The sequence below is a fragment of the Achromobacter sp. SIMBA_011 genome, from assembly GCF_046535435.1.
Lineage (GTDB): Bacteria > Pseudomonadota > Gammaproteobacteria > Burkholderiales > Burkholderiaceae_B > Achromobacter > Achromobacter dolens.
The window spans coordinates 76,797-96,481 of sequence record NZ_JAWRWN010000005.1; the positions used below are offsets into that span (position 1 = coordinate 76,797).

Below are 19,685 nucleotides of genomic sequence, written 5' to 3' on the forward strand. Positions count from 1 at the left end.
CCATCGGAATAGAATTGCCCCCTTTCGTGTTCCTCACTCCAGCCAGTAGCCGCCCCTATGGATGCCAACCTCCGCAAAGCCGCCCTTGAATACCACGAGCACGGCCGTCCCGGCAAAATCTCGGTCACCCCGACCAAGCAGCTCACCAACCAACGCGACCTGGCCCTGGCGTACTCGCCCGGCGTGGCGGCGGCCTGTGAGGAAATCGTGGCGGACCCGGCCAACGTGTTCCGCTACACCGCGCGCGGCAACCTGGTCGGCGTGATCACCAACGGCACCGCGGTGCTGGGCCTGGGCAACATCGGCGCGCTGGCATCCAAGCCGGTGATGGAAGGCAAGGCGGTGCTGTTCAAGAAGTTCGCCGGCCTGGACGTGTTCGACATCGAGATCAACGAAACCGACCCGGACAAGCTGGTCGAGATCATCGCCGGCCTGGAAGCCACCTTCGGCGGCATCAACCTGGAAGACATCAAGGCGCCGGAATGCTTCACCGTCGAGCGCAAGCTGCGCGAACGCATGAAGATCCCCGTCTTCCACGACGACCAGCACGGCACCGCCATCTGCGTGTCGGCGGCCTTCATCAATGGCCTGAAGGTGGTGGGCAAGCAGATCGACAAGGTCAAGGTGGTCACGTCCGGCGCCGGCGCGGCCGCGCTGGCCTGCCTGGACCTGATGGTGGACCTGGGCCTGCCGCTGGAGAACATCTGGGTCACCGACATCGAGGGCGTGGTCTACGAAGGCCGCACCACCCTGATGGATCCGGACAAGGCGCGTTTCGCGCAGAAGACCGACGCCCGCAAGCTGGCCGAGGTGATCGAGGGCGCGGACGTGTTCCTGGGCCTGTCGGCCGGCGGCGTGCTCAAGCCCGAGATGGTCGCCAAGATGGGCCCGCGCCCGCTGATCCTGGCGCTGGCCAATCCCACGCCGGAAATCCTGCCCGAACTCGCCCATTCCGTGCGCGACGACGTGGTGATGGCAACGGGCCGTTCGGACTACCCGAACCAGGTCAACAACGTGCTGTGTTTCCCGTACATCTTCCGCGGCGCGCTGGACGTGGGCGCCACCACCATCACCCGTGAAATGGAAAAGGCGGCGGTGTACGCCATCGCCGAGCTGGCCGAGGAAGAGCAGAACGAAGTGGTGGCGGCCGCCTATGGCACCTTCGACATCTCGTTCGGCCCTGAGTACCTGATTCCCAAGCCGTTCGATCCGCGCCTGATCGTGCGCATCGCGCCGGCGGTGGCCAAGGCCGCCATGGAAGGCGGCGTGGCCACGCGTCCGCTGGCCGACCTGGAAGCCTACGAAGAGCAGTTGCAGCAGTTCGTGTACCACTCCGGCGCCTTCATGAAGCCGCTGTTCTCGGCGGCCAAGCGCATCGTGCGCGAAGGCGGTCCGGCCCGCATCGTGTTCGCCGAGGGCGAAGACGAGCGCGTGCTGCGCGCGGTGCAGGTGGTGGTGGACGAAGGCCTGGCCCGTCCCATCCTGGTGGGCCGTCCGTCGGTGCTGCTGACCCGCATCGAGAAGCTGGGCCTGCGGCTGCGCCTGGGCGAGGACGTCGAGGTCACCAACCCCGAATACGACGAGCGCTTCCACCAGTACTGGACCACGTACTGGGAACGCATGTGCCGACGTGGCATCACCAAGGAAATGGCGCGCGTGGAAATGCGCCGCCGCATGACCTTGATCGGCGCGATGATGGTGCACCTGGGCGATGCCGACGGCATGGTCTGCGGTTCGGTCGGCGCGTACCATGATCACCTGCGCTTCATCGACGAAGTGATCGGCCGCCGGCCGGGCCGCAACGTCTACGCCGCCATGAACATCCTGCTGCTCAACGAGCGCACGGTGGTGCTGGTGGATACGCACGTCAACGACGAACCCACCGCCGAGCAGATCGCCGAATTCACCATCGCCGCGGCCAAGGAAATGCAGCGCATGTTCCTGGCGCCCAAGGTGGCGCTGCTGTCGCGCTCGAACTTCGGTTCGGGCAGCTCGGCCTCGGGCGCCAAGATGCGGCGCGCGCTGGAACTGGTGCGCCAAGCCGAGCCGGAGCTGGAGATCGACGGCGAGATGCACGGCGACTGCGCGCTGGACGAGGCGCTGCGCCTGCGGATCCTGCCGTCCTCCACGCTCAAGGGCGAGGCCAACCTGCTGGTGTGCCCGAACGTGGACGCCGGCAACATCGCCTACAACCTGCTCAAGACGGCGGCCGGCGGCAACGTGGCGGTGGGCCCGTTCCTGCTGGGCGCCAATGCGCCGGTGCACATCCTGACCTCCAGCTCGACCGTGCGCCGCATCGTCAATATGACCGCGATGACGGTGGTCGATGCCAATACCCCGCGTTGAAGTCACCAATGGCGGTCCGGCGTGCCCGCGCACGCCGACCGGCCTGGTCCTGACCGGGGGCGGCGCCCGCGCCGCCTACCAGGTTGGCGTGCTCAGCGCCATCATGGAGCTGCTGGACCCCGACTGGCATTCGCGTTTCAAGAATCCCTTCGACATCATCTGCGGCACGTCCGCCGGCGCCATCAATGCCGCCGCGCTGGCATGCCGGGCCGAGCGGCCGCACCTGGGGGTGCGCCGCATCCGCCGCCTGTGGTCGTCGCTCAATACCGACATGATCTACCGGGCCGACGCGCCGGGTTTGATCCGCACCGGCGTGCGCTGGCTGGGCCTGCTGTCGCTGGGATGGATGTATTCCGGCCTGACGCGCAAGCGGCCGCAGTCGCTGCTGGACAACAGCCCGATGCAGGAGCTGCTGGGCCGGGTGCTGGATTTTGGTCACCTGCAGGCGAATCTGGAGAGCGGTGCGCTGTCGGCGCTGGCGATCACGGCCTCCGGCTACACCAGTGGCGAGCACCTGACGTTCTATCAGGCGCACGCGCCCATCGAGCCCTGGCACCGCTACCTGCGGCTGGCCATTCCCACGCCGATCACGGTCGACCACCTGATGGCTTCGTCCGCCATTCCCTTCGTTTTTCCGGCCCGGCAGATCACGGTGCACGGCAAGGGCGAGTGGTGCGGCGATGGCTCCATGCGGCAGTTGGCGCCGATCAGCCCGGCCATCCACCTGGGCGCGCACCGGGTGCTGGTGATCGGCACCGGGTTCCGCGACGACACCCACCCCGAGCACCGGGAGGCGGCGCCGCCGTACCCCTCGCTGGCCCAGGTGGGCGGCCATGCCCTGTCCAGCATCTTCCTGGACGGCCTGTCAATGGACGTCGAGCGCCTGGAGCGGATGAACTACCTGGTCGACCACGCCGCGCCGCCAGAGGGCGACGAGGTCACCGTGCGCCGTATCGAGGTGCTGACGATCACCCCCAGCCGCTCCCTGGACTCCCTGGCGCTGGAACACCTGGGCGACATGCCGGCGCAGGCCCGTGCCCTTTTTCGCGTACTCGGTGTATCGTCCGATCCAGGCCGCCCCGGGGGCGGCGCGCTGATGTCCTACCTGTTGTTCGAGTCCAGCTACACCAAGCGATTGATCGAACTGGGTTATGCCGATACGATGCAGCGTAACGATGAAGTGATCGCCTTTTTCAAGGAGGCACAGGCATGACGCGCAATGCCCAATCTACCCTGCACAAGCAGTTGAAGCGAGGTGGAGCGCTGGCCCATGACGGGCTGGACAAAAAGGCCGTGGTCGACGCCGCGCATGAGCTCGGCCTGGCACTGTTTGTGGCCAATTGCGACCCGGCGCGCAGCCGCTCCGCGGTGCTGCGCGCCATCGTCAAGGCAGTGGACTTCCCCGAGTATTTCGGCGGCAACCTCGACGCGTTGTACGACTGTCTGTGCGATACCGTGCTGGATCACAAGACCGGCGTGGTGCTGTGGCTGTACAAGCTGCATTCGGGGGACCCGGCGCTGGAAGAGGACGCCGCCCGCATCGAGTCGGTCTGCGCCGACGCCGCCGAATTCGCCCACGAGAATGGCCGCACGTTTGCGTATGTGGTGGAGCACGCCGGCAAGCACCCCGATCCGGAACCGGGCGTGGCCGCCGCGCCCTACGGCGACAACGACTGAAGACCCGGGCTGGGGCGCTCGCGCCGCCGGCCGGTGGGGCAATGGCCTGTCATGTCCCGGGGCGGGACGCCGATCACCAGCCGAGCAAGGCGCCGGCCGCTGAAATCAAGGCCAATCCCGCCGTTTCCGTGCGCAGCACGCGCGGGCCGAACCTGACGGCCTGGACCCCCGCTTCGCGCGCCTGCGCCAGTTCCTTTTCCGACCAGCCCCCTTCGGGGCCGACCAGCAGCGTCAACGATTGCAGGCCCGGCGTCGCGTCGAGCCGGCCGGCCAGGTCGGCGTTGGCGTCCGGATGACACAGCAGGCGCAGGCCGTCGGCCGGCAGGGCCAGCCAGTCGGCCAGCGTCACGGGGGCGTCGACCGCCATCAGCCGGTTGCGGCCGCATTGCTCGGCCGCCGATTGGGCGATGCGCTGCCAGTGCGCCACCCTTTTTTCCAGCCGCGGCCCGGACAACTGCAGCACGCTACGCTGCGCGGCGATGGGGCAGACCCGGGCGGCGCCCAGCTCCACGGCTTTTTCCACCACCCAGTCCATCTTGTCGCCGGCGGGCAGGCCCTGTACCAGCGTGATGCGGCCGGCCAGCTCGGCTTCGCGCGGATCGAACGCCCCCAACTGGGCGAAACCGGCCTTGCCCTCGATTTCCAGCGCCGCCGGGTATTCGCCGCCGTGGCCGTTGAACAGCACCATGGGTTCCCCCGCGCGCAGTCGCAGCACGCGGATGGCGTGGTGAGCCAGGGCCTCCGGCAGGGCGATGCGGGCGCCGGGGGACAGGGGAGCGTCGCAGAAGAAGCGGGGAGCGGACATGGGTAACGCGGTGGCGGACGGAAAGCGAACGTGGGGCCGGGCGCAGACCCGGGGCGCGGCGCCGGGCAAGCGGCCCGGCTCAGGGGCGGGCCCGTGGCCCGGTCACCTGAGCGCGTAGCCTACCACCTTGATGCCCCAGTCGATCAGGTTGGGGGCGCTGGACGCCAGTTGCAGCGTCAGCAGGGTCAGGAAACCCACCGTCATTTTCTTGTCCAGGCGCATGAGGTCGTGACGCACCTCGGCCAGGTCTTCGTGGGTGGCGAAACGCTTGAGTTCCTCGCGAGTGGGCAGTTGCGCGACGACTTCGACGAGTTTGTCGAATTGTTCCTGGGCGGCGCGCGTGGCGATTTCGCGTTCGAGTGCGGCGCGTTCGCGGGCGATGTCGCGTTCGAGCTCGGCGCGTTCGCGGGCGAAGTCGACGCGTGACAGGGCATAGGCCTGGAGCTCGGCGCGCGCCTCGTCCTGCGAGCGCTTGAGCAGGTCGGCCTCGCCCTGCAGGCGGGCGTGTTCCAGCGCCTGCGCCACCGCGATGGCGCGTTCCTCGCCGAGCGCGTTGCGCAGGGCCAGGATGCCGGCGGCGGGAATGGTGAAGCTCAACATGGCAAGCATGATACGGAATCCGACATAGGGCTAAGCCAGGCCATCATGAATCTCGGACCGCCCCGCCGCAATTGTGGCAACTACGCCATGACATGGCTGTCCTCCCCTGGGGACAATCACGATTCTGCCGCGGGCCATCGTCCATCTGGCGGACCCCGCTACCCGGCGTCGGCCGGGTCATCCCCAGGTGTTAAAATCGTCTGCTTCGCAACCTACTCAACTGGCCCCCATTTCCTGCGTGGGCGCGCCAGCCACAAAGAGCCTTCCGAATGAGCAATCCGACCGCCCCTAAACTTGCCTTGGCGGATGCCATCCGCGCCCTCGCGATGGATGCCGTGCAACAAGCGAACTCCGGGCACCCGGGCGCTCCCATGGGCATGGCGGAAATCGCCCAGGCCCTCTGGATCGGCAACCTGCGCCACAACCCCAAGGATCCCGCCTGGGCCAACCGCGACCGCTTCGTGCTGTCCAACGGCCACGGCTCGATGCTGATCTACGCGCTGCTGCACCTGACCGGCTACGACCTGCCGATCGAAGAACTGAAGAACTTCCGCCAACTGCATTCCAAGACGCCGGGCCACCCCGAAGTGGGCATCACCCCGGGCGTGGAAACCACCACCGGCCCGCTGGGCCAGGGCCTGGGCAATGCCGTCGGCATGGCGCTGGCCGAAGCGCTGCTGGCCGCCGAGTTCAACAAGCCCGGCCACACCATCGTCGACCACCACACCTATGCCTTCACCGGCGACGGCTGCCTGATGGAAGGCATCTCGCACGAAGTGTGCTCGCTGGCCGGCACGCTCAAGCTGTCCAAGCTGGTGGTGCTGTATGACGACAACGGCATCTCGATCGACGGCCACGTCGAGCACTGGTTCGCCGACGACACCGCCAAGCGCTTCGAGGGCTACGGCTGGAACGTCATCCGCGGCATCGACGGCCACGACGCCGCCGCCGTGGACGCCGCCATCAAGGCCGCCCGCGCGCAATCGGAAAAGCCCACGCTGATCGTCTGCCGCACCGTCATCGGCAAGGGTTCGCCCAACATGGCCGGCACCCACAACGTGCACGGCGCCCCGCTGGGCAAGGACGAGATCGCCGCCACCCGCGCCGCGCTGGGCTGGTCGGCCGAGCCGTTCCAGATCCCGCAGGACGTCTACGACGGCTGGGATGGCCGCAAGACCGGCGCCGCCGCGCAGGCCGAATGGCAATCGGCCTTCGACGCCTACGCCGCCGAATTCCCGGCCGAGGCGGCCGAGTTCACGCGCCGCATGAAGGGCGAGCTGCCCGCCGGCTACGCCGACCAATTCAAGGCGTTCCTGAACGCCACGCTGGAAAAGGCCGAAACCGTCGCCACCCGCAAGGCCTCGCAGTTCGCGATCACGGCGCTGGCCGCCGCACTGCCGGAAATGCTGGGCGGCTCGGCCGACCTGACCGGCTCCAATTTCACCGACTGGAAGGGCGTGGGCGCGGTGCGCGCCGGCGACAAGGGCATCCAGTTCGGCCGCCACATCAACTACGGCGTGCGCGAATTCGGCATGGCCGCCATCATGAACGGCGTGGCGCTGCATGGCGGCTACCTGCCGTTCGGCGGCACCTTCCTGACGTTCTCCGACTACTCGCGCAACGCCATCCGCATGGCCGCGCTGATGAAGCAGCGCGTGGTGCACGTGTTCACGCACGACTCCATCGGCCTGGGCGAAGACGGCCCGACCCACCAGTCCATCGAACACGCCGCCAGCCTGCGCCTGATCCCCAACCTGTCGCTCTGGCGTCCCTGCGACACGGCCGAAACCGCCGTGGCCTGGAACGCCGCCGTGACGCGCCCGGCCAGCATCGGCATGGACGTGCATGACGGCGGCCCGACGGCCCTGCTGCTGTCGCGCCAGAACCTGCCGTTCGTGCAACGCGACGCCGCCACCGTGGACGCCATCGCCCGCGGCGGCTACGTGCTGCGCGACGCCGACGGCGCCCGCGCCGTGATTATCGCCACCGGTTCCGAAGTCGCCATCGCCCTGGACGCGCAAGCCCAACTGGCCAAGGAAGGCATCGCGGTGCGCGTGGTGTCCATGCCGAGCACCGACGTGTTCGACAAGCAGGACGCCGCCTGGAAGCAATCGGTGCTGCCCAAGGGGCTGCCGCGCGTGGCCGTCGAGGCCGGCGTGACCGCCTTCTGGCATAAGTACGTGGGCCTGGAAGGCGCCGTGGTCGGCATCGACCGCTACGGCGAATCGGCCCCCGCGGGCGCGCTGTTCAAGTTCTTCGGGCTGACCGCCGACAAGGTGGCCGAGACCGTCAAGCAAGTTCTGTAAAAAAGGAGCCTAGTCATGACCATTCGCGTCGCCATCAACGGTTACGGTCGCATCGGCCGCAACATCCTGCGTGCCCACTATGAAGGTGGCAAGAAGCACGATATCGAAATCGTCGCCATCAACGATCTGGGCGATCCCAAGACCAACGCCCACCTGACCCGCTACGACACCGCCCACGGCAAGTTCCCGGGCACCGTCGAAGTCGACGGCGAGTACATGGTCGTCAACGGCGACAAGATCCGCGTGCTGGCCAACCGCAACCCGGCCGAACTGCCGTGGGGCGAGCTGAAGGTCGACGTGGTGCTGGAATGCACGGGCTTTTTCACGACCAAGGAAAAGGCCGGCGCGCACATCAAGGGCGGCGCCAAGAAGGTCATCATCTCGGCCCCGGGCGGCAAGGACGTTGACGCCACCGTCGTCTACGGCGTCAACCACGGCGTGCTGAAGTCGACCGACACCGTCATCTCGAACGCGTCGTGCACCACCAACTGCCTGGCCCCGCTGGTCAAGCCGCTGAACGACAAGCTGGGCCTGGAAAACGGTCTGATGACGACCGTCCACGCCTACACCAACGACCAGGTCCTGACCGACGTCTACCACGAAGACCTGCGCCGCGCCCGTTCGGCCACCATGAGCATGATCCCGACCAAGACCGGCGCCGCCGCCGCGGTCGGCCTGGTGCTGCCGGAACTGAACGGCAAGCTGGACGGCTACGCCATCCGCGTCCCGACCATCAACGTGTCGATCGTCGACCTGTCCTTCGTGGCCAAGCGCGACACCACCGTCGAGGAAGTGAACAGCATCCTGAAGGCCGCCTCGGAAGGCGAGCTCAAGGGCATCCTGGACTACAACACCGAACCCCTGGTCTCGGTGGACTACAACCACAACCCGGCCTCCAGCACCGTTGACGCGTCGCTGACCAAGGTCTCGGGCCGCCTGGTCAAGGTTTCGTCCTGGTACGACAACGAGTGGGGCTTCTCGAACCGCATGCTCGACACCACCGTCGCGCTGATGTCGGCCAAGTAAGCATCGCTGTCGAACCGAAGGGGACGAACAGGTTTTCCGCCACGGCGGAAAGCGGGTTCGTCCCCTTCGTTCGCCAACTCTAGGAGACGCAAAGCATTATGTCCAAGGTCAATACCCTGTCCGCGCTGGCCAAGGCCGGCGCCCTGTCCGGCAAGCGCGTGTTCATCCGCGCCGATCTGAACGTGCCGTTCGATGACGCCGGCCGCATTTCCGAAGACACCCGCATCCGCGCCTCGGTGCCCGGCATCCGCCTGGCGCTGGACGCCGGCGCCGCGGTGATGGTCACCTCGCACCTGGGCCGCCCGAAAGAGGGCGTGCTGACCGAGGCCGATTCGCTGGCCAAGGTTGGCCAGCGCCTGTCCGAGCTGTTGGGCATGCCCGTGCCGCTGGTGCGCGACTGGGTCGACGGCGTCAAGGTCGAGCCGGGCCTGGTGGTGCTGCTGGAAAACTGCCGCGTCAACGTCGGCGAGAAGAAAGACGACGAGGCGCTGTCGCGCAAGATGGCGGCGCTGTGCGACGTCTACGTCAACGATGCCTTCGGCACGGCGCACCGCGCCGAGGCCACCACGCACGGCATCGCGCGCTTCGCGCCGGTGGCCTGCGCCGGTCCGCTGCTGGAAGCCGAGCTGGACGCGCTGGGCCGCGCGCTGCACGAGCCGAAGCGTCCGCTGGTCGCGATTGTCGGCGGCTCCAAGGTGTCGACCAAGCTGTCGATCCTGCAATCGCTGGCCGACAAGGTCGACCAGTTGGTGGTGGGCGGCGGCATCGCCAACACCTTCATGCTGGCCGCCGGGCTGCCGATTGGCAAGTCGCTGGCCGAGCCGGACCAGGTGGAGCAGGCGCGCGCCGTGATCGAGCTGATGAAGCAGCGCGGCGCGGATGTGCCGATCCCGGTGGACGTGGTGTGCGCCAAGGCGTTCGGCGCGGACGCCGAGGCCACCGTGAAGGCGGCCGATGAAGTCGCCGCCGACGACATGATCCTGGACATCGGCCCGCAGACCGCGCAGCAATTGGCCGAGATCCTCAAGCAGGCCGGCACCATCGTCTGGAACGGCCCGGTCGGCGTGTTCGAGTTCGACCAGTTCGCCAACGGCACCAAGGTGGTGGCGCAGGCGATCGCGGATTCCGAGGGCTTCTCGATCGCGGGCGGCGGCGACACGCTGGCCGCGATCGCCAAGTACGGCATCGGCGAACAGGTCGGCTACATCTCGACCGGCGGCGGCGCGTTCCTGGAGTTCCTGGAAGGCAAGACCCTGCCGGCGGTGGCCGTGCTGCAAGAGCGGGCCAAGTAGTCTTTCCGCCCGGGCGATCCGAAGCCGCTCCTTCCGGGGCGGCTTTTTTTCATCGGCCCGAGCTGGGTGGCTGCCGTCGGCTGGGGCGCTTGGCGCTTATTCCATAGACTGGTGTAGGCTTGACGCTCGCCCGCTTCCCGCGGTTTCCTTTCCCCGTTTCCTCCGCTTCGCCGCCCCATGAACCTACGATTTCTTCCTGGCCTGAACAACTTCCGGGGCATCACCCGGGAGTCCGCCGGCCGCGATATCGCCGCGGGATTGAGCGTGGCCGCGGTGGCGTTGCCGGTAGGGCTGGCCTATGCGGCGATGATGGGAGTGCCGCCGGTTGCCGGGCTGTGGGCGGCGATCGCCGGCATGTTGGGTTACGCGCTGTTCGGTTCCTCGCGCACGCTGATCGTGGGGCCGGACACGGCCACTTGCACGCTGATCGCGGCGACGCTGACGGGCATGGCGCTGACCTCGCCCGAGGACCGGCTGGTGGCCGCCACCGGGATCGCGCTGACGGTCGGGCTGGGTTGCCTGATCGCGCGGGTGCTGCGCCTGGGCGTGCTGGCCAACCTGCTGTCGCGGCCGGTGCTGATCGGCTACATGGCGGGGGTGGCGGTGACGCTGGCGCTGTCGCAATTGAGTGGCCTGACCGGCGTGGGGCTGCGCAACAGCGGGCTGGTGCATCCCTTCCTGGAGTTGTCGCGGCGCGTGTCGGAGATCCGCATTCCCACGCTCTGCCTGGGGCTGGCGTCGTGCCTGCTGCTGGTGGCGATCAAGCGCTGGAGGCCGAATTGGCCGGGGCCGATCATGCTGGTGGTGGGCGCCTGCCTGCTGTCTTGGCTGTTCGATTTTCCCAGCCTCGGCATCGCCGTGGTGGGCGAGGTGCCGGCGGGCCTGCCGGCGCTGCGCGTGCCGGTGCGGCTCGAGGGCCTGGACAACATCCTGCTGGGCGCGGCGGGCGTGCTGGTAGTGAGCTTTTCCAGCGGCATCGTGACGGCGCGCAGCTTTGCCGCGCGCACCGGCGAGCACGTGGATCCGAACCGTGAACTGGTCGGCTTCGGCGCGGCCAATGTCGCGGCCGGGCTGTTCCAGGGCTTCGTGGTGACCGGGGCCGATTCGCGCACGGCGGTGGGACTGGCGGCGGGCGGCTCTTCGCCGCTGGTCGGCGTCAGCGCGGCGGCGGCGCTCGCGCTGGTGGTGGGCCTGCTCAGCGCGCCGCTGTATTGGCTGCCGCAGGCGGTGCTGTCGGCAATCCTGCTGCTGGCGGCCGCCAGCCTGTTCGACGGCCAGGCCTTCCTGCGGCTGGCGCGCATTTCGCGCATCGAGCTGGCCTTCGGCATCCTGGCCGCGGTCGGCGTGGTGGGTTTCGGCGTGCTGCAGGGCGTGGCGGTGTCGGTTGGCGCCACGCTGCTGTACGCCATGTACGTGTCCGGCAATCCGCGCGATGCCCTGCTGGGCCGTCTGCCGGGCGAATCGGTGCTGGGCAAGATGCATCTGAACCCGCAGGCGCAGCCGGTGCCGGGCGCGGTGATCTGGCTGTTCGAGTCGTCGGTGTGGTTCTTCAACGCCGACGCGTTCCGGCGGCGCGCCCGCGAGATCATCGAGCAGGCGGGCGACATCACCTGGTTCGTACTGGATGCCGAGGCCATGACGCAGGCCGACGCCGACGCCATCGAAGCCTTGTACGAACTGCGGCGCGAGCTGCGCGACCGCGGCATGGTGCTGCTGGTGGCGGGCGGCCACGGCCAGTTCCGCATGGCGCTGGAGCGCTCTGGCCTGGCCGACCGCATCGGCCGCGACAAGATCTTCCCCTCGCCCGAACAGGCGGTCGAGGCGATCGAGCGCTGGCGCCAGGGGCCGGCGCCGGCCACGCTTTCCTGATACTTGGCGCGGGCCGTGGCGCCCGCGCCTCAATCGATGATGTGATAGCCGCCGTCGATGTACAGCGTCTGCCCGGTCATGCGGCGGGCGGCGTCGGTGGCGAGCCAGGCGGTGGCCTCGCCGACGTCGTCGATGGAGACCAGGCTGCGCGCCGGGGCCTTGGCCTGGGCGCGGTCGAGCAGCGCGTCGAATTCGGCGATGCCCGAGGCCGCGCGGGTCTTGAGCGGCCCGGGTGAAATCGCGTGCACGCGGATGCCCTGCGGGCCGAGTTCGGCCGCCAGGTAGCGGGTGGCCGATTCCAGCGCGGCCTTCACCGGACCCATCATGTTGTAGTGCTCGACCACCATCTGCGAGCCGTAGTAGCTCATGCAGAACAGCGCGCCCCCGCCGGGCATCAGCGGCTCTGCCAGCTTGGCCATGCGGATGAACGACCAGCACGACACATCCATGGCCGTCAGGAAGCCGGCGCGCGAGCAGTCCGTGACGCGGCCGTGCAGATCGTCGCGCGGGGCGTAGGCGATGGAATGCAGCACGAAGTCCAGGCTGCCCCATTCGGCGGCGATGCGCTCGAACACCGCCTCCAGCTCGCCCTCGCGCAGCAGGTCCAGCGGCATCAGCAGCGACGCGTCCACCTGGCGCGCCAGCGGCTCGACGTGCGGGCGCGCCTTGTCGTTCAGGTAGGTCACGGCCAGTTCCGCGCCCATGGCGCGGAACGCCTTGGCGCAGCCCCAGGCGATGGAGTCGGCGTTGGCGATGCCCGTGACCAGGCCGCGCTTGCCGGCAAGAGGGAGGGCGGCGCTCATCGTTGTTTCACCAGGGCCAGCGTGTGCTGCGCGATGATCAGTTCTTCATTGGTGCGCACCACGTACACGCCTATGCGGCTGTCGTCGCTGGAAATGCGCGGCCCGTGATGCGCATTGCGCTCGGGATCCAGCTTGATGCCGAGCCAGCCCCAATGCTCGCTGATGGCCTGGCGGATCTCGGCCGAGTTTTCGCCGACGCCAGCGGTGAAGACGATGCCGTCGATGCCGTTCATGGCGCAGCCCAGGCCGATCATGCCTTCGGCCACGCGCCAGGCGAAGTACTTCAGCGCCAGCCTGGCCGACGGCGCGTCGCTGGCCAGCAACTCGCGCATGTCGTTGCTGATGCCCGACAGGCCCTTCATGCCGCAGTCGTGGTACAGCACGTGCTCGATGTCGTCGTGCGACATGCCCTGTTCCATCATCCACAGCACCACGCCGGCATCCAGCCGGCCCGGCCGCGTGCCCATCGGCAGGCCTTCGAGCGCGGTGAAGCCCATGGTGCTGTCGACGCTCTTGCCCTGGTGCATGGCGCAGGCCGACACGCCCGAACCCAGGTGCGCCGCGATGATCCTGCCCATGGCGATCTCGGGCAGCGCCTGGCGCAGCCGCTGCGCGATGTATTCGTACGACAGGCCGTGAAAGCCATAGCGCCGCACGCCCTGCTGGTACAGATGCTCGGGCAGGGCGTAGCGGTCGGCCACGTCCGAATGGCTGCGGTGGAACGCGGTGTCGAAGCAGGCCACCTGCGGAATCCACGGTCGCCGCTCGCGGATCACGCGGATCGGCGCCAGGTTGTTGGGCTGGTGCAGCGGCGCCAGCGGCGTGAAGGTGTCCAGTGTGGCGAGGATGGCGTCGTCGATCAGCACCGGCTCGGCCAGGTCGGGGCCGCCGTGCACCACGCGATGGCCCACCGCCAGCGGCGCGCCGCCCAGGTGGCCGCTGAGCCAGGTGCCGACCACCTCCTGGCCGTTGGGCACATCGGGCGCGTGGCTGGGCGCGATGTCGCGTTCCACCAGCGTCTGGCCGGCGGCGTCGCGCACCCGCAGGCGCGGATGGCTGGTGCCGATGCCTTCGAGCTGGCCGCCCAGGCGCGGCGCCAGCGCCTGTTTGGCGTCGATGTCGTACAGGTAGAACTTGATGCTGGAACTGCCGGCGTTGATGACGAGAATGGTGTCGGACATGGAGTCGATCGCCTCTTGATGCAAGGGACAAGGCAGGGCCGGGGCCCCGCCGCTCATTCACGGCCTGTCGGCCGGCCCTAGGCCAGCGGACGCGCCTGCTGCGTGGCCAGGTGGTGCGCGTAGATCGCCGCCACCGCGCACGACGCCAGGCGCGAGCGCGGGCTGTCGGCGCGGCTGGTCAGGATGATGGGCACGCGCGCGCCCAGCACGATGCCTGCGGCCTCGGCGTTGGCCAGGAAGGTCAGGTTCTTGGCCAGCATGTTGCCGGCTTCCAGATCGGGCACCACCAGCACCTGGGCGACGCCCGCCACCAGCGAGCGGATGCCCTTGATGCGGGCGGCATCGGGGCTGATGGCGTTGTCCAGCGCCAACGGGCCGTCCAGCACGCCGCCGGCGATCTGGCCGCGGTCGGCCATCTTGCACAGCGCGGCCGCCTCGATGGTGCTGGGAATGCTGGGCGTGACCTGCTCGACCGCCGACAGGATCGCCACGCGCGGCTCGCCCAGGCCCAGGCCGTGGTGCAGGTCGATCACGTTGCGGATGATGTCGGCCTTGGTTTCCAGGTCCGGAAAGATGTTGATGGCCGCGTCGGTGATGAACAGCGGCTCGGCGTAGGTCGGCACTTCCATGATGAACACATGGCTGATGCGGCGGCCGCTGCGCAGCCCGGTGGCGCGCGCCACCACTTCGTGCATCAGCTCGTCGGTGTGCAGGCTGCCCTTCATCAGCAGCGAGGCCTCGCCGCCGCGCACCAGCGCCACGGCGGTCTCGGCCGCGGCGTGGCTGTGCGGCGCATCGACGATGCGGGCATCGCCCAGGTTCAGCCTGTGCTGCGCGGCCGTGTCGCGGATCTTGTGTTCCGGGCCCACCAGGATGGGTCGCAGCAGGCCCAGGTCGCGCGCTTCCAGCGCGGCCGACAGCGACGGCTCGTCGCAGGGATGGGCGATGGCGCAGGCCGCGGGCGCCAGGGTCTGGGCGCGCGCGATCAGTTTGTCGTAGTGCGTGGAGGTGGGCAGGCTCATTCCGGTTTGGCCTTGGCGGTGGCGGGTTTGCGGACGCGCGCGGGCGCGGCTTCCTTCTTGCGGGCGGCGGCCTTGACCGCGGCCTGCGGCGTGGACTTGGCGGCGGCCGCCGTGGCGGCGCGGCGCGCACGGGCGGCGGGCGGCGCCGGGGGCGACGGTTGCAGTTTCGCGGTGGCGGCGCGCACGGCCTTGCGCGCGCCCGGCGCCGGCTCATGCTTTTGCGCGCGGCGCGCGGCGGTTTCGAAGATCTGCTCCATCTCGGCCAGGCTGGCGCGCGCGGCGGGACTCAGCGGCTCGGCCGCTTCCAGCACGTGCTTCATCGCTGCCAGCGCCTCGCGGATGGCGGCCGGCGACGAGCCTTCCAGCAGCTTCGGCATCGTCTGCAGCACGGCGGTCGAGTCCAGCCGCATCATCATGGCCTGGTCGCGGGTGATGTCCTTGAATTCCTGCAGCGTCATGGCGTTGCCGGCCTCGGCGCGCATCTTGCGGATCAGCGCGAAGCTGCGCTCGTCCAGGCCGCCCTCGGCGCCGGCCACGTACAGCAGCATGCGGATGGCGGCCACGCGCAGGCCGCCTTCCTGCAGCAGCGAGCGCAGTTCGGCGGCGCGCTCTTCCATGAAGCGGCGGTGTTCCGGCGACACGCCGGGGTGGCGGCGCGGCTGGCCGTCCTTGCCGCCCAGGCCGGCCAGGTCCTGCACCAGCGGCGAGCCATAGACGCTCATGAAGGTGCGCTCGTCGGCCGAATCGCGCAGTTCCTGGAAGATGTTCAGGCTGGTCTCGACCAGCTTCGAAAACATCTCCTGGGCCAGCAGGAACGGGTTGTCGGGCGATACGGGCTGCCGATGCTCCCGCACCTGCTCGGCCACCTGCGCGATCGGCGCGATCAGCGGATTGCGGTCGGACACCAGCTCATACGGCAGGCGCAGCGGGTGCAGGCGCTGGCTCCATTCGGCCGATTGCGGCGTCACCAGGGCGCGCACCCACGGCTGCACGAAGCTGCGGTACATGCCCAGGTTGATGTCGGAGATGCGGGCCACGGCGGCAAAGCGCAGGTCGTCGTCTTCCTTGCGCTCGACGATGGCGCGCACGTCGTCCATGCGGCGCTGCTCGAACGACAGCACGTAGTTGCCGTAGGCCAGGTCGGCGTTGGGCGTGTCCGGCGTCTTGTCGGTGATCTCGGCCTGGTAGATGCCGGGCGGCAGCACATCGATCATGTCGATGTTGGAGGTGAATTCCTGGTGTTCCTTGCGCGCCACGCTGCCGGACACGAAGATGCCCAGGTGGCCGATGCTCTCATGCACGGCATAGACGATGGTCTGGTCGTGCGCCAGCACCTCGGCGTCGTCCTGGTACAGGTCCGGGATCCAGCCCAGCGCCTGCGGCGGCGGGGTGATGTTGTCGCCCTTGGAGCAGAACACCACGATCGGCGAGCGGATGTTGCGCAGGTCGATGCGGATGCCGTCGGAAGTGACCAGCCCGGCGGTCGACAGGCGGTTGCCGACGAACAGGTTGTCGACGATGTACTGGATTTCCGGCCCGTTCAGGAACACGTGGCCGCCCCACCATTTCTCGAAGCTGAGGTAACGGCCGGCCTCGGTGTCGACCTTGGAGTACAGGTTGTACTGCTTGGACCAGAGCGTGTTGGCGGGGTTGAGGTTCTCGAAGTTCTGCACCAGCCAGGCGCCGTCGAACTTGCCGTCGCCCAGGTCGCTGGTCAGGGCGGTGAGCCAACTGCCGCCGAGCAGGCCGCCGGCGTAGCGCATCGGGTTCATGCCGCGCCAGCCGGCCCAGTAGGACAGCGGCGCGCCGGCGATGATGATGGGGCCGAACAGCTCGGGACGCACGGCGGCGGTCATCATGATCTGCCAGCCGGCCTGGCAGTTGGCCACCACCACCGGCTTGCCCTCGGCGTCGGGATGGCGCGCGATGATCGCTTCCAGGAAATGGGCCTCGGCCTTCATCACGTCTTCGACGGTCTGGGTGGGCACGGGCTGCGGCAGGAAGGTGGCGAAGTAGCAGGGATGGCCGGCGCGCACCGCCACGCCGATCTCGCTCTCGGGCTTGAAGCCGCCGATGCCGGGGCCGTGGCCGGCGCGTGGGTCGACCACCAGGAAGGGGCGCTTGATCGGATCGACCGCCACGCCCTCGGGCGGCTTGATGCGCAGCAGGCCGTAGTTGACCGGGCGCGGCAGTTCGCGGCCGTCCAGCACCAGTTCGTACTCCATGCTGAGCACGTTGGGGGCCCGCTTGGCCATATGCTCGTGGTACTGGTTGCCGCGCTGGCGCATGACGTCGGCGTACAGCACGCCGCGCTGCCAGGCGTCCACGGCGTATTCATAGGCGGCCGTCCAGGGGTTGAAGGACGGGGCGGGGACGCGATCGTTGCCGGATCCGGCCATGGCGATCTCCTATAGGTAGCACCCGGCAGCGGGTGCTACCGGACCGGTTCCTCGAATGGAACCAGTTGACTTGACCCCCCCATTACACCCGAATGGATGTTGCATCGCAACATGGGGACGGTTGATGCAAGTCAAACGCCCGGAATTATCTGTCCCTTCTTGATTGTCCGGTCCCGTGCCACCCTTCAGGGCGCGTTGTGGCACACGGCTTCGATGCGGTTGCCCGACGGGTCGGACAGGAAGGCGGCGTAGTAATGCGGATGATAGTGCGGCCGTGTCCCCGGCGCGCCCGCGTCGCCTCCGCCATGGGCCAGGCCGGCGGCATGGAAGGCGTCCACCGCGGCGCGGCTGGAGGCCTTGAAGCACCAGTGGCGGCGCGCCGGCGGAGTCGGTGACGCCGCGGGATCGGCCTGGATGCTGACGTAGGTATGGCCAGCGTCGCCGGGGCGGCAGCGCTCGCCGTAGCCGAGGGCGTCGGCATGGTCGTAGACCTTGGCCGCGCCCAGGGCCGCCATGACGGCGTCGTAGAACGGCCGGGCGCTATCGAGCCCGGCGACGCTGATGGAGACGTGATCCAGCAATTGCATGGCGGCTCCGGGGCGGGGGTCAGGCGCGCGCCGCCGCGTTGTGTTCCAGCCATTTGCGCACCGAGGGGCGCTGCCACTGGGCCTCGGCATAGTCGCGCAGCGGATCGGGCAGGCCGTCCAGCCACAGGCGGCGCAGTGCCACCGCCAGGTCCAGGTCGGCCAGGCACCATTGCTCGAACAGGGTCGACTGGCCCGCGCCGATCAGTGCGCCGGCCACGTGGATCAGTTTGGCCGCGGCCGAATGGCCGGCGTCCGACAGCGGTTCGCCGGCCCGGTCGTGGAAGACCGTTTCGGTGGGGCGTTCCTGGCGCAGGGCGCCCAGGTCACTGCGCAGCCAGGCCTGCAGTTGGCGGGCGCGGGCGCGCTCGCGCGGCTGGGCGGGGTACAGCGCGGTACAGGCGGGCGCCGGATACAGGTCTTCCAGGTACTCCGCGATCGCGGTGGATTCGGTCAGGTTGAAGTCGCCGTGGGTCAGGGCCGGCACGCGCGCGGTCAGGGCGCGGCATTGGTACGGCTGCATGCGCTGTTCGCCCGCGTCGAGGTCAATCATGCGGACCTCGAACGGCAACTGTTTCTCGGTCAGCGCCACATAGGCCGACATGGCGTAGGGGCTGAGGAACTGGGAATCGACGAACAGCGTAAACGGGGCGCCCAAGTGCATCTCCGGTCAGGCGGTGGATAAAAGGGGTCTATGACGCAAAGCGTAACGCAATTGAAATTTCGCGTGTCGCGCCGATGCGTCAGTCGACGATGAAGAGCTTGGCGCCGATGGCAGTGGACGAGCGGTGCGGCTCGGCCTGGTCGGCCACCTGGTAGCTCATGCCGGGGGTCAGCACGAAGGTGCGGCCGTCTTCCAGCTCGGTGTGCAGCTCGCCCTCCAGGCAGAACAGGATGTGGCCCTTGCTGCACCAGTGGTCGGCCAGGTAGCCGGGCGTGTACTCGACCATGCGCACGCGCAGATCGCCGAACTGGCGGGTGCGCCAGTAGGCCTTGCCGGTGTCGCCCGGATGCTCGGTGGGTTCGACCTCGGACCAGTCGGTGGTGCCGAAGGGGATGTTGCTCATCTTCATGTTGGTTCTTCCCTTGGGGTGTGCGTCCGCCACGCCGCGAAAAAGCGCTGTATTCAGGCGGCCAGCTTCTTCTGCCAGAACATGGCGCGGCCGGTGTCCTCGTCCAGCGAGTAGCCTTCGTAGCCCAGCTTGCGGTACAGGCCCTGGGCCACGTCGTTGCCTTCCAGCACTTCCAGCGTGATCTTGCAGCAGCCGAGCTGGCGGGCGCGGTCTTCCAGCGCGGCCAGCAACTGCTTGCCCACGCCCTGGCCCTGGAAGCGCGGCGACACGGCCAGGTCGTGCAGGTTCACCAGCGGACGGCAGGCAAAGGTCGAGAAGCCCTCGAGGTAGATGGCCACGCCGGCGGCCGCGCCGTCGATGCGCGCCAGCAGGGCGCGCGCCGTGGGCCGCTTGGCCAGTTCCGCGATCAGGTTGCGCTGCGCGTACTCGGGCAGGGGCGTGCTGCCGCCCATGGGGCCGCTGGCGTATTCGTTGAGCATGGCCAGCACCTGGCGGCCGTGTTCCGGGTTGTTGAAGTCGACGTCGATGATTTCCAGCACGATCGGTTCCTGTTCATGGGCGGCCCCGCCTTTGGCGGCGGGTGGCGCGACCGTCAATTATGCGCGAAGCCGCGCAACGGGTCGAAGCGCATTGAAAAATCGCGCAATAGCCCCTATCTTCTTTCTGTTCAGGGCCGAATCCGGCGCGAGCCGCCGCCTTTGG

General features: G+C 68.5%; 17 protein-coding genes. 7 read left to right on the plus strand and 10 right to left on the minus strand.

Annotation, left to right across the window (positions count from 1 at the left end; translation table 11 throughout):
* Positions 1-57: 57 nt before the first annotated feature.
* Genes SB816_RS18590 through SB816_RS18600 form a run of 3 tightly spaced genes read left to right on the plus strand, consistent with a single transcriptional unit; the run spans position 58 to position 4,023 of the window.
* On the plus strand, positions 58-2,346 hold the full coding sequence (locus tag SB816_RS18590; RefSeq protein ID WP_064528227.1) for an NADP-dependent malic enzyme: 2,289 nt from the start codon (positions 58-60) through the stop codon (positions 2,344-2,346).
* A complete protein-coding gene (locus tag SB816_RS18595) occupies positions 2,327-3,559 on the plus strand; it encodes a patatin-like phospholipase family protein (RefSeq protein ID WP_081273653.1) in 1,233 nt (410 codons plus the stop codon). Before SB816_RS18590 ends, SB816_RS18595 begins: the two co-directional genes overlap by 20 nt.
* Positions 3,556-4,023 (plus strand): barstar family protein, encoded by a 468-nt coding sequence (locus SB816_RS18600; protein ID WP_026385200.1) that lies wholly within the window; start codon positions 3,556-3,558, stop codon positions 4,021-4,023. The genes SB816_RS18595 and SB816_RS18600 overlap by 4 nt, the downstream gene beginning before the upstream one ends.
* Before the next feature lie 73 nt (positions 4,024-4,096).
* Here SB816_RS18600 and SB816_RS18605 read toward each other — a convergent pair whose 3' ends face one another.
* On the minus strand, positions 4,097-4,828 hold the full coding sequence (locus SB816_RS18605; RefSeq protein WP_054501003.1) for a 16S rRNA (uracil(1498)-N(3))-methyltransferase: 732 nt from the start codon (positions 4,826-4,828) through the stop codon (positions 4,097-4,099).
* 102 nt (positions 4,829-4,930) lie between these two features.
* Positions 4,931-5,437: a hypothetical protein gene (locus SB816_RS18610; RefSeq protein ID WP_064528230.1), complete on the minus strand. Its 507-nt coding sequence runs from the start codon at positions 5,435-5,437 to the stop codon at positions 4,931-4,933.
* Between the two features lie 260 nt (positions 5,438-5,697).
* Between SB816_RS18610 and tkt the strand changes: the two genes are divergently transcribed.
* The 4 genes from tkt (at position 5,698) to SB816_RS18630 (ending at position 11,921) form a co-directional block, all read left to right on the plus strand.
* Complete coding sequence (gene tkt / locus SB816_RS18615; RefSeq protein ID WP_054501005.1) at positions 5,698-7,734, plus strand: transketolase; 2,037 nt, start codon at positions 5,698-5,700, stop codon at positions 7,732-7,734.
* Between the two features lie 15 nt (positions 7,735-7,749).
* Positions 7,750-8,760: a type I glyceraldehyde-3-phosphate dehydrogenase gene (gene gap, locus SB816_RS18620; RefSeq protein ID WP_049075573.1), complete on the plus strand. Its 1,011-nt coding sequence runs from the start codon at positions 7,750-7,752 to the stop codon at positions 8,758-8,760.
* A gap of 98 nt (positions 8,761-8,858) precedes the next feature.
* Complete coding sequence (locus tag SB816_RS18625; RefSeq protein WP_049075572.1) at positions 8,859-10,052, plus strand: phosphoglycerate kinase; 1,194 nt, start codon at positions 8,859-8,861, stop codon at positions 10,050-10,052.
* Positions 10,053-10,229: 177 nt separating this feature from the next.
* The gene (locus SB816_RS18630) at positions 10,230-11,921 is read left to right on the plus strand and encodes a SulP family inorganic anion transporter (protein WP_081273654.1); all 1,692 of its coding nucleotides are present in this window, start codon (positions 10,230-10,232) and stop codon (positions 11,919-11,921) included.
* A 29-nt stretch (positions 11,922-11,950) separates the two neighbouring features.
* Here SB816_RS18630 and fabI read toward each other — a convergent pair whose 3' ends face one another.
* The 8 genes from fabI to SB816_RS18670 all read right to left on the minus strand — a co-directional run bounded on the left by fabI (position 11,951) and on the right by SB816_RS18670 (position 19,522).
* The gene (gene fabI, locus SB816_RS18635; protein ID WP_269874460.1) at positions 11,951-12,724 is read right to left on the minus strand and encodes an enoyl-ACP reductase FabI; all 774 of its coding nucleotides are present in this window, start codon (positions 12,722-12,724) and stop codon (positions 11,951-11,953) included.
* Positions 12,721-13,905, minus strand: coding sequence for an acetate/propionate family kinase (locus tag SB816_RS18640; RefSeq protein WP_269874459.1), 1,185 nt, complete (start codon positions 13,903-13,905; stop codon positions 12,721-12,723). Before SB816_RS18640 ends, fabI begins: the two co-directional genes overlap by 4 nt.
* Positions 13,906-13,982: 77 nt before the next feature.
* Entirely contained in the window at positions 13,983-14,927 is a 945-nt protein-coding gene (locus SB816_RS18645; protein WP_054501009.1) for a phosphate acetyltransferase, read from the minus strand.
* Positions 14,924-17,326 carry a DUF3141 domain-containing protein gene (locus tag SB816_RS18650; protein WP_269874457.1) on the minus strand — a complete coding sequence of 801 codons (2,403 nt, stop codon included), beginning with the start codon at positions 17,324-17,326 and terminating at the stop codon, positions 14,924-14,926. Before SB816_RS18650 ends, SB816_RS18645 begins: the two co-directional genes overlap by 4 nt.
* Before the next feature lie 185 nt (positions 17,327-17,511).
* Positions 17,512-17,913 (minus strand): VOC family protein, encoded by a 402-nt coding sequence (locus SB816_RS18655; RefSeq protein ID WP_054501011.1) that lies wholly within the window; start codon positions 17,911-17,913, stop codon positions 17,512-17,514.
* Positions 17,914-17,932: 19 nt separating this feature from the next.
* A complete protein-coding gene (gene yfcF, locus SB816_RS18660; RefSeq protein WP_116792896.1) occupies positions 17,933-18,568 on the minus strand; it encodes a glutathione transferase in 636 nt (211 codons plus the stop codon).
* An 85-nt stretch (positions 18,569-18,653) separates the two neighbouring features.
* Positions 18,654-18,983, minus strand: a complete 330-nt coding sequence (locus SB816_RS18665) for a DHCW motif cupin fold protein (protein WP_054501013.1) — start codon at positions 18,981-18,983, stop codon at positions 18,654-18,656.
* Between the two features lie 53 nt (positions 18,984-19,036).
* Positions 19,037-19,522, minus strand: a complete 486-nt coding sequence (locus tag SB816_RS18670; RefSeq protein ID WP_054501236.1) for a GNAT family N-acetyltransferase — start codon at positions 19,520-19,522, stop codon at positions 19,037-19,039.
* Between the last annotated feature and the right edge of the window lie 163 nt (positions 19,523-19,685).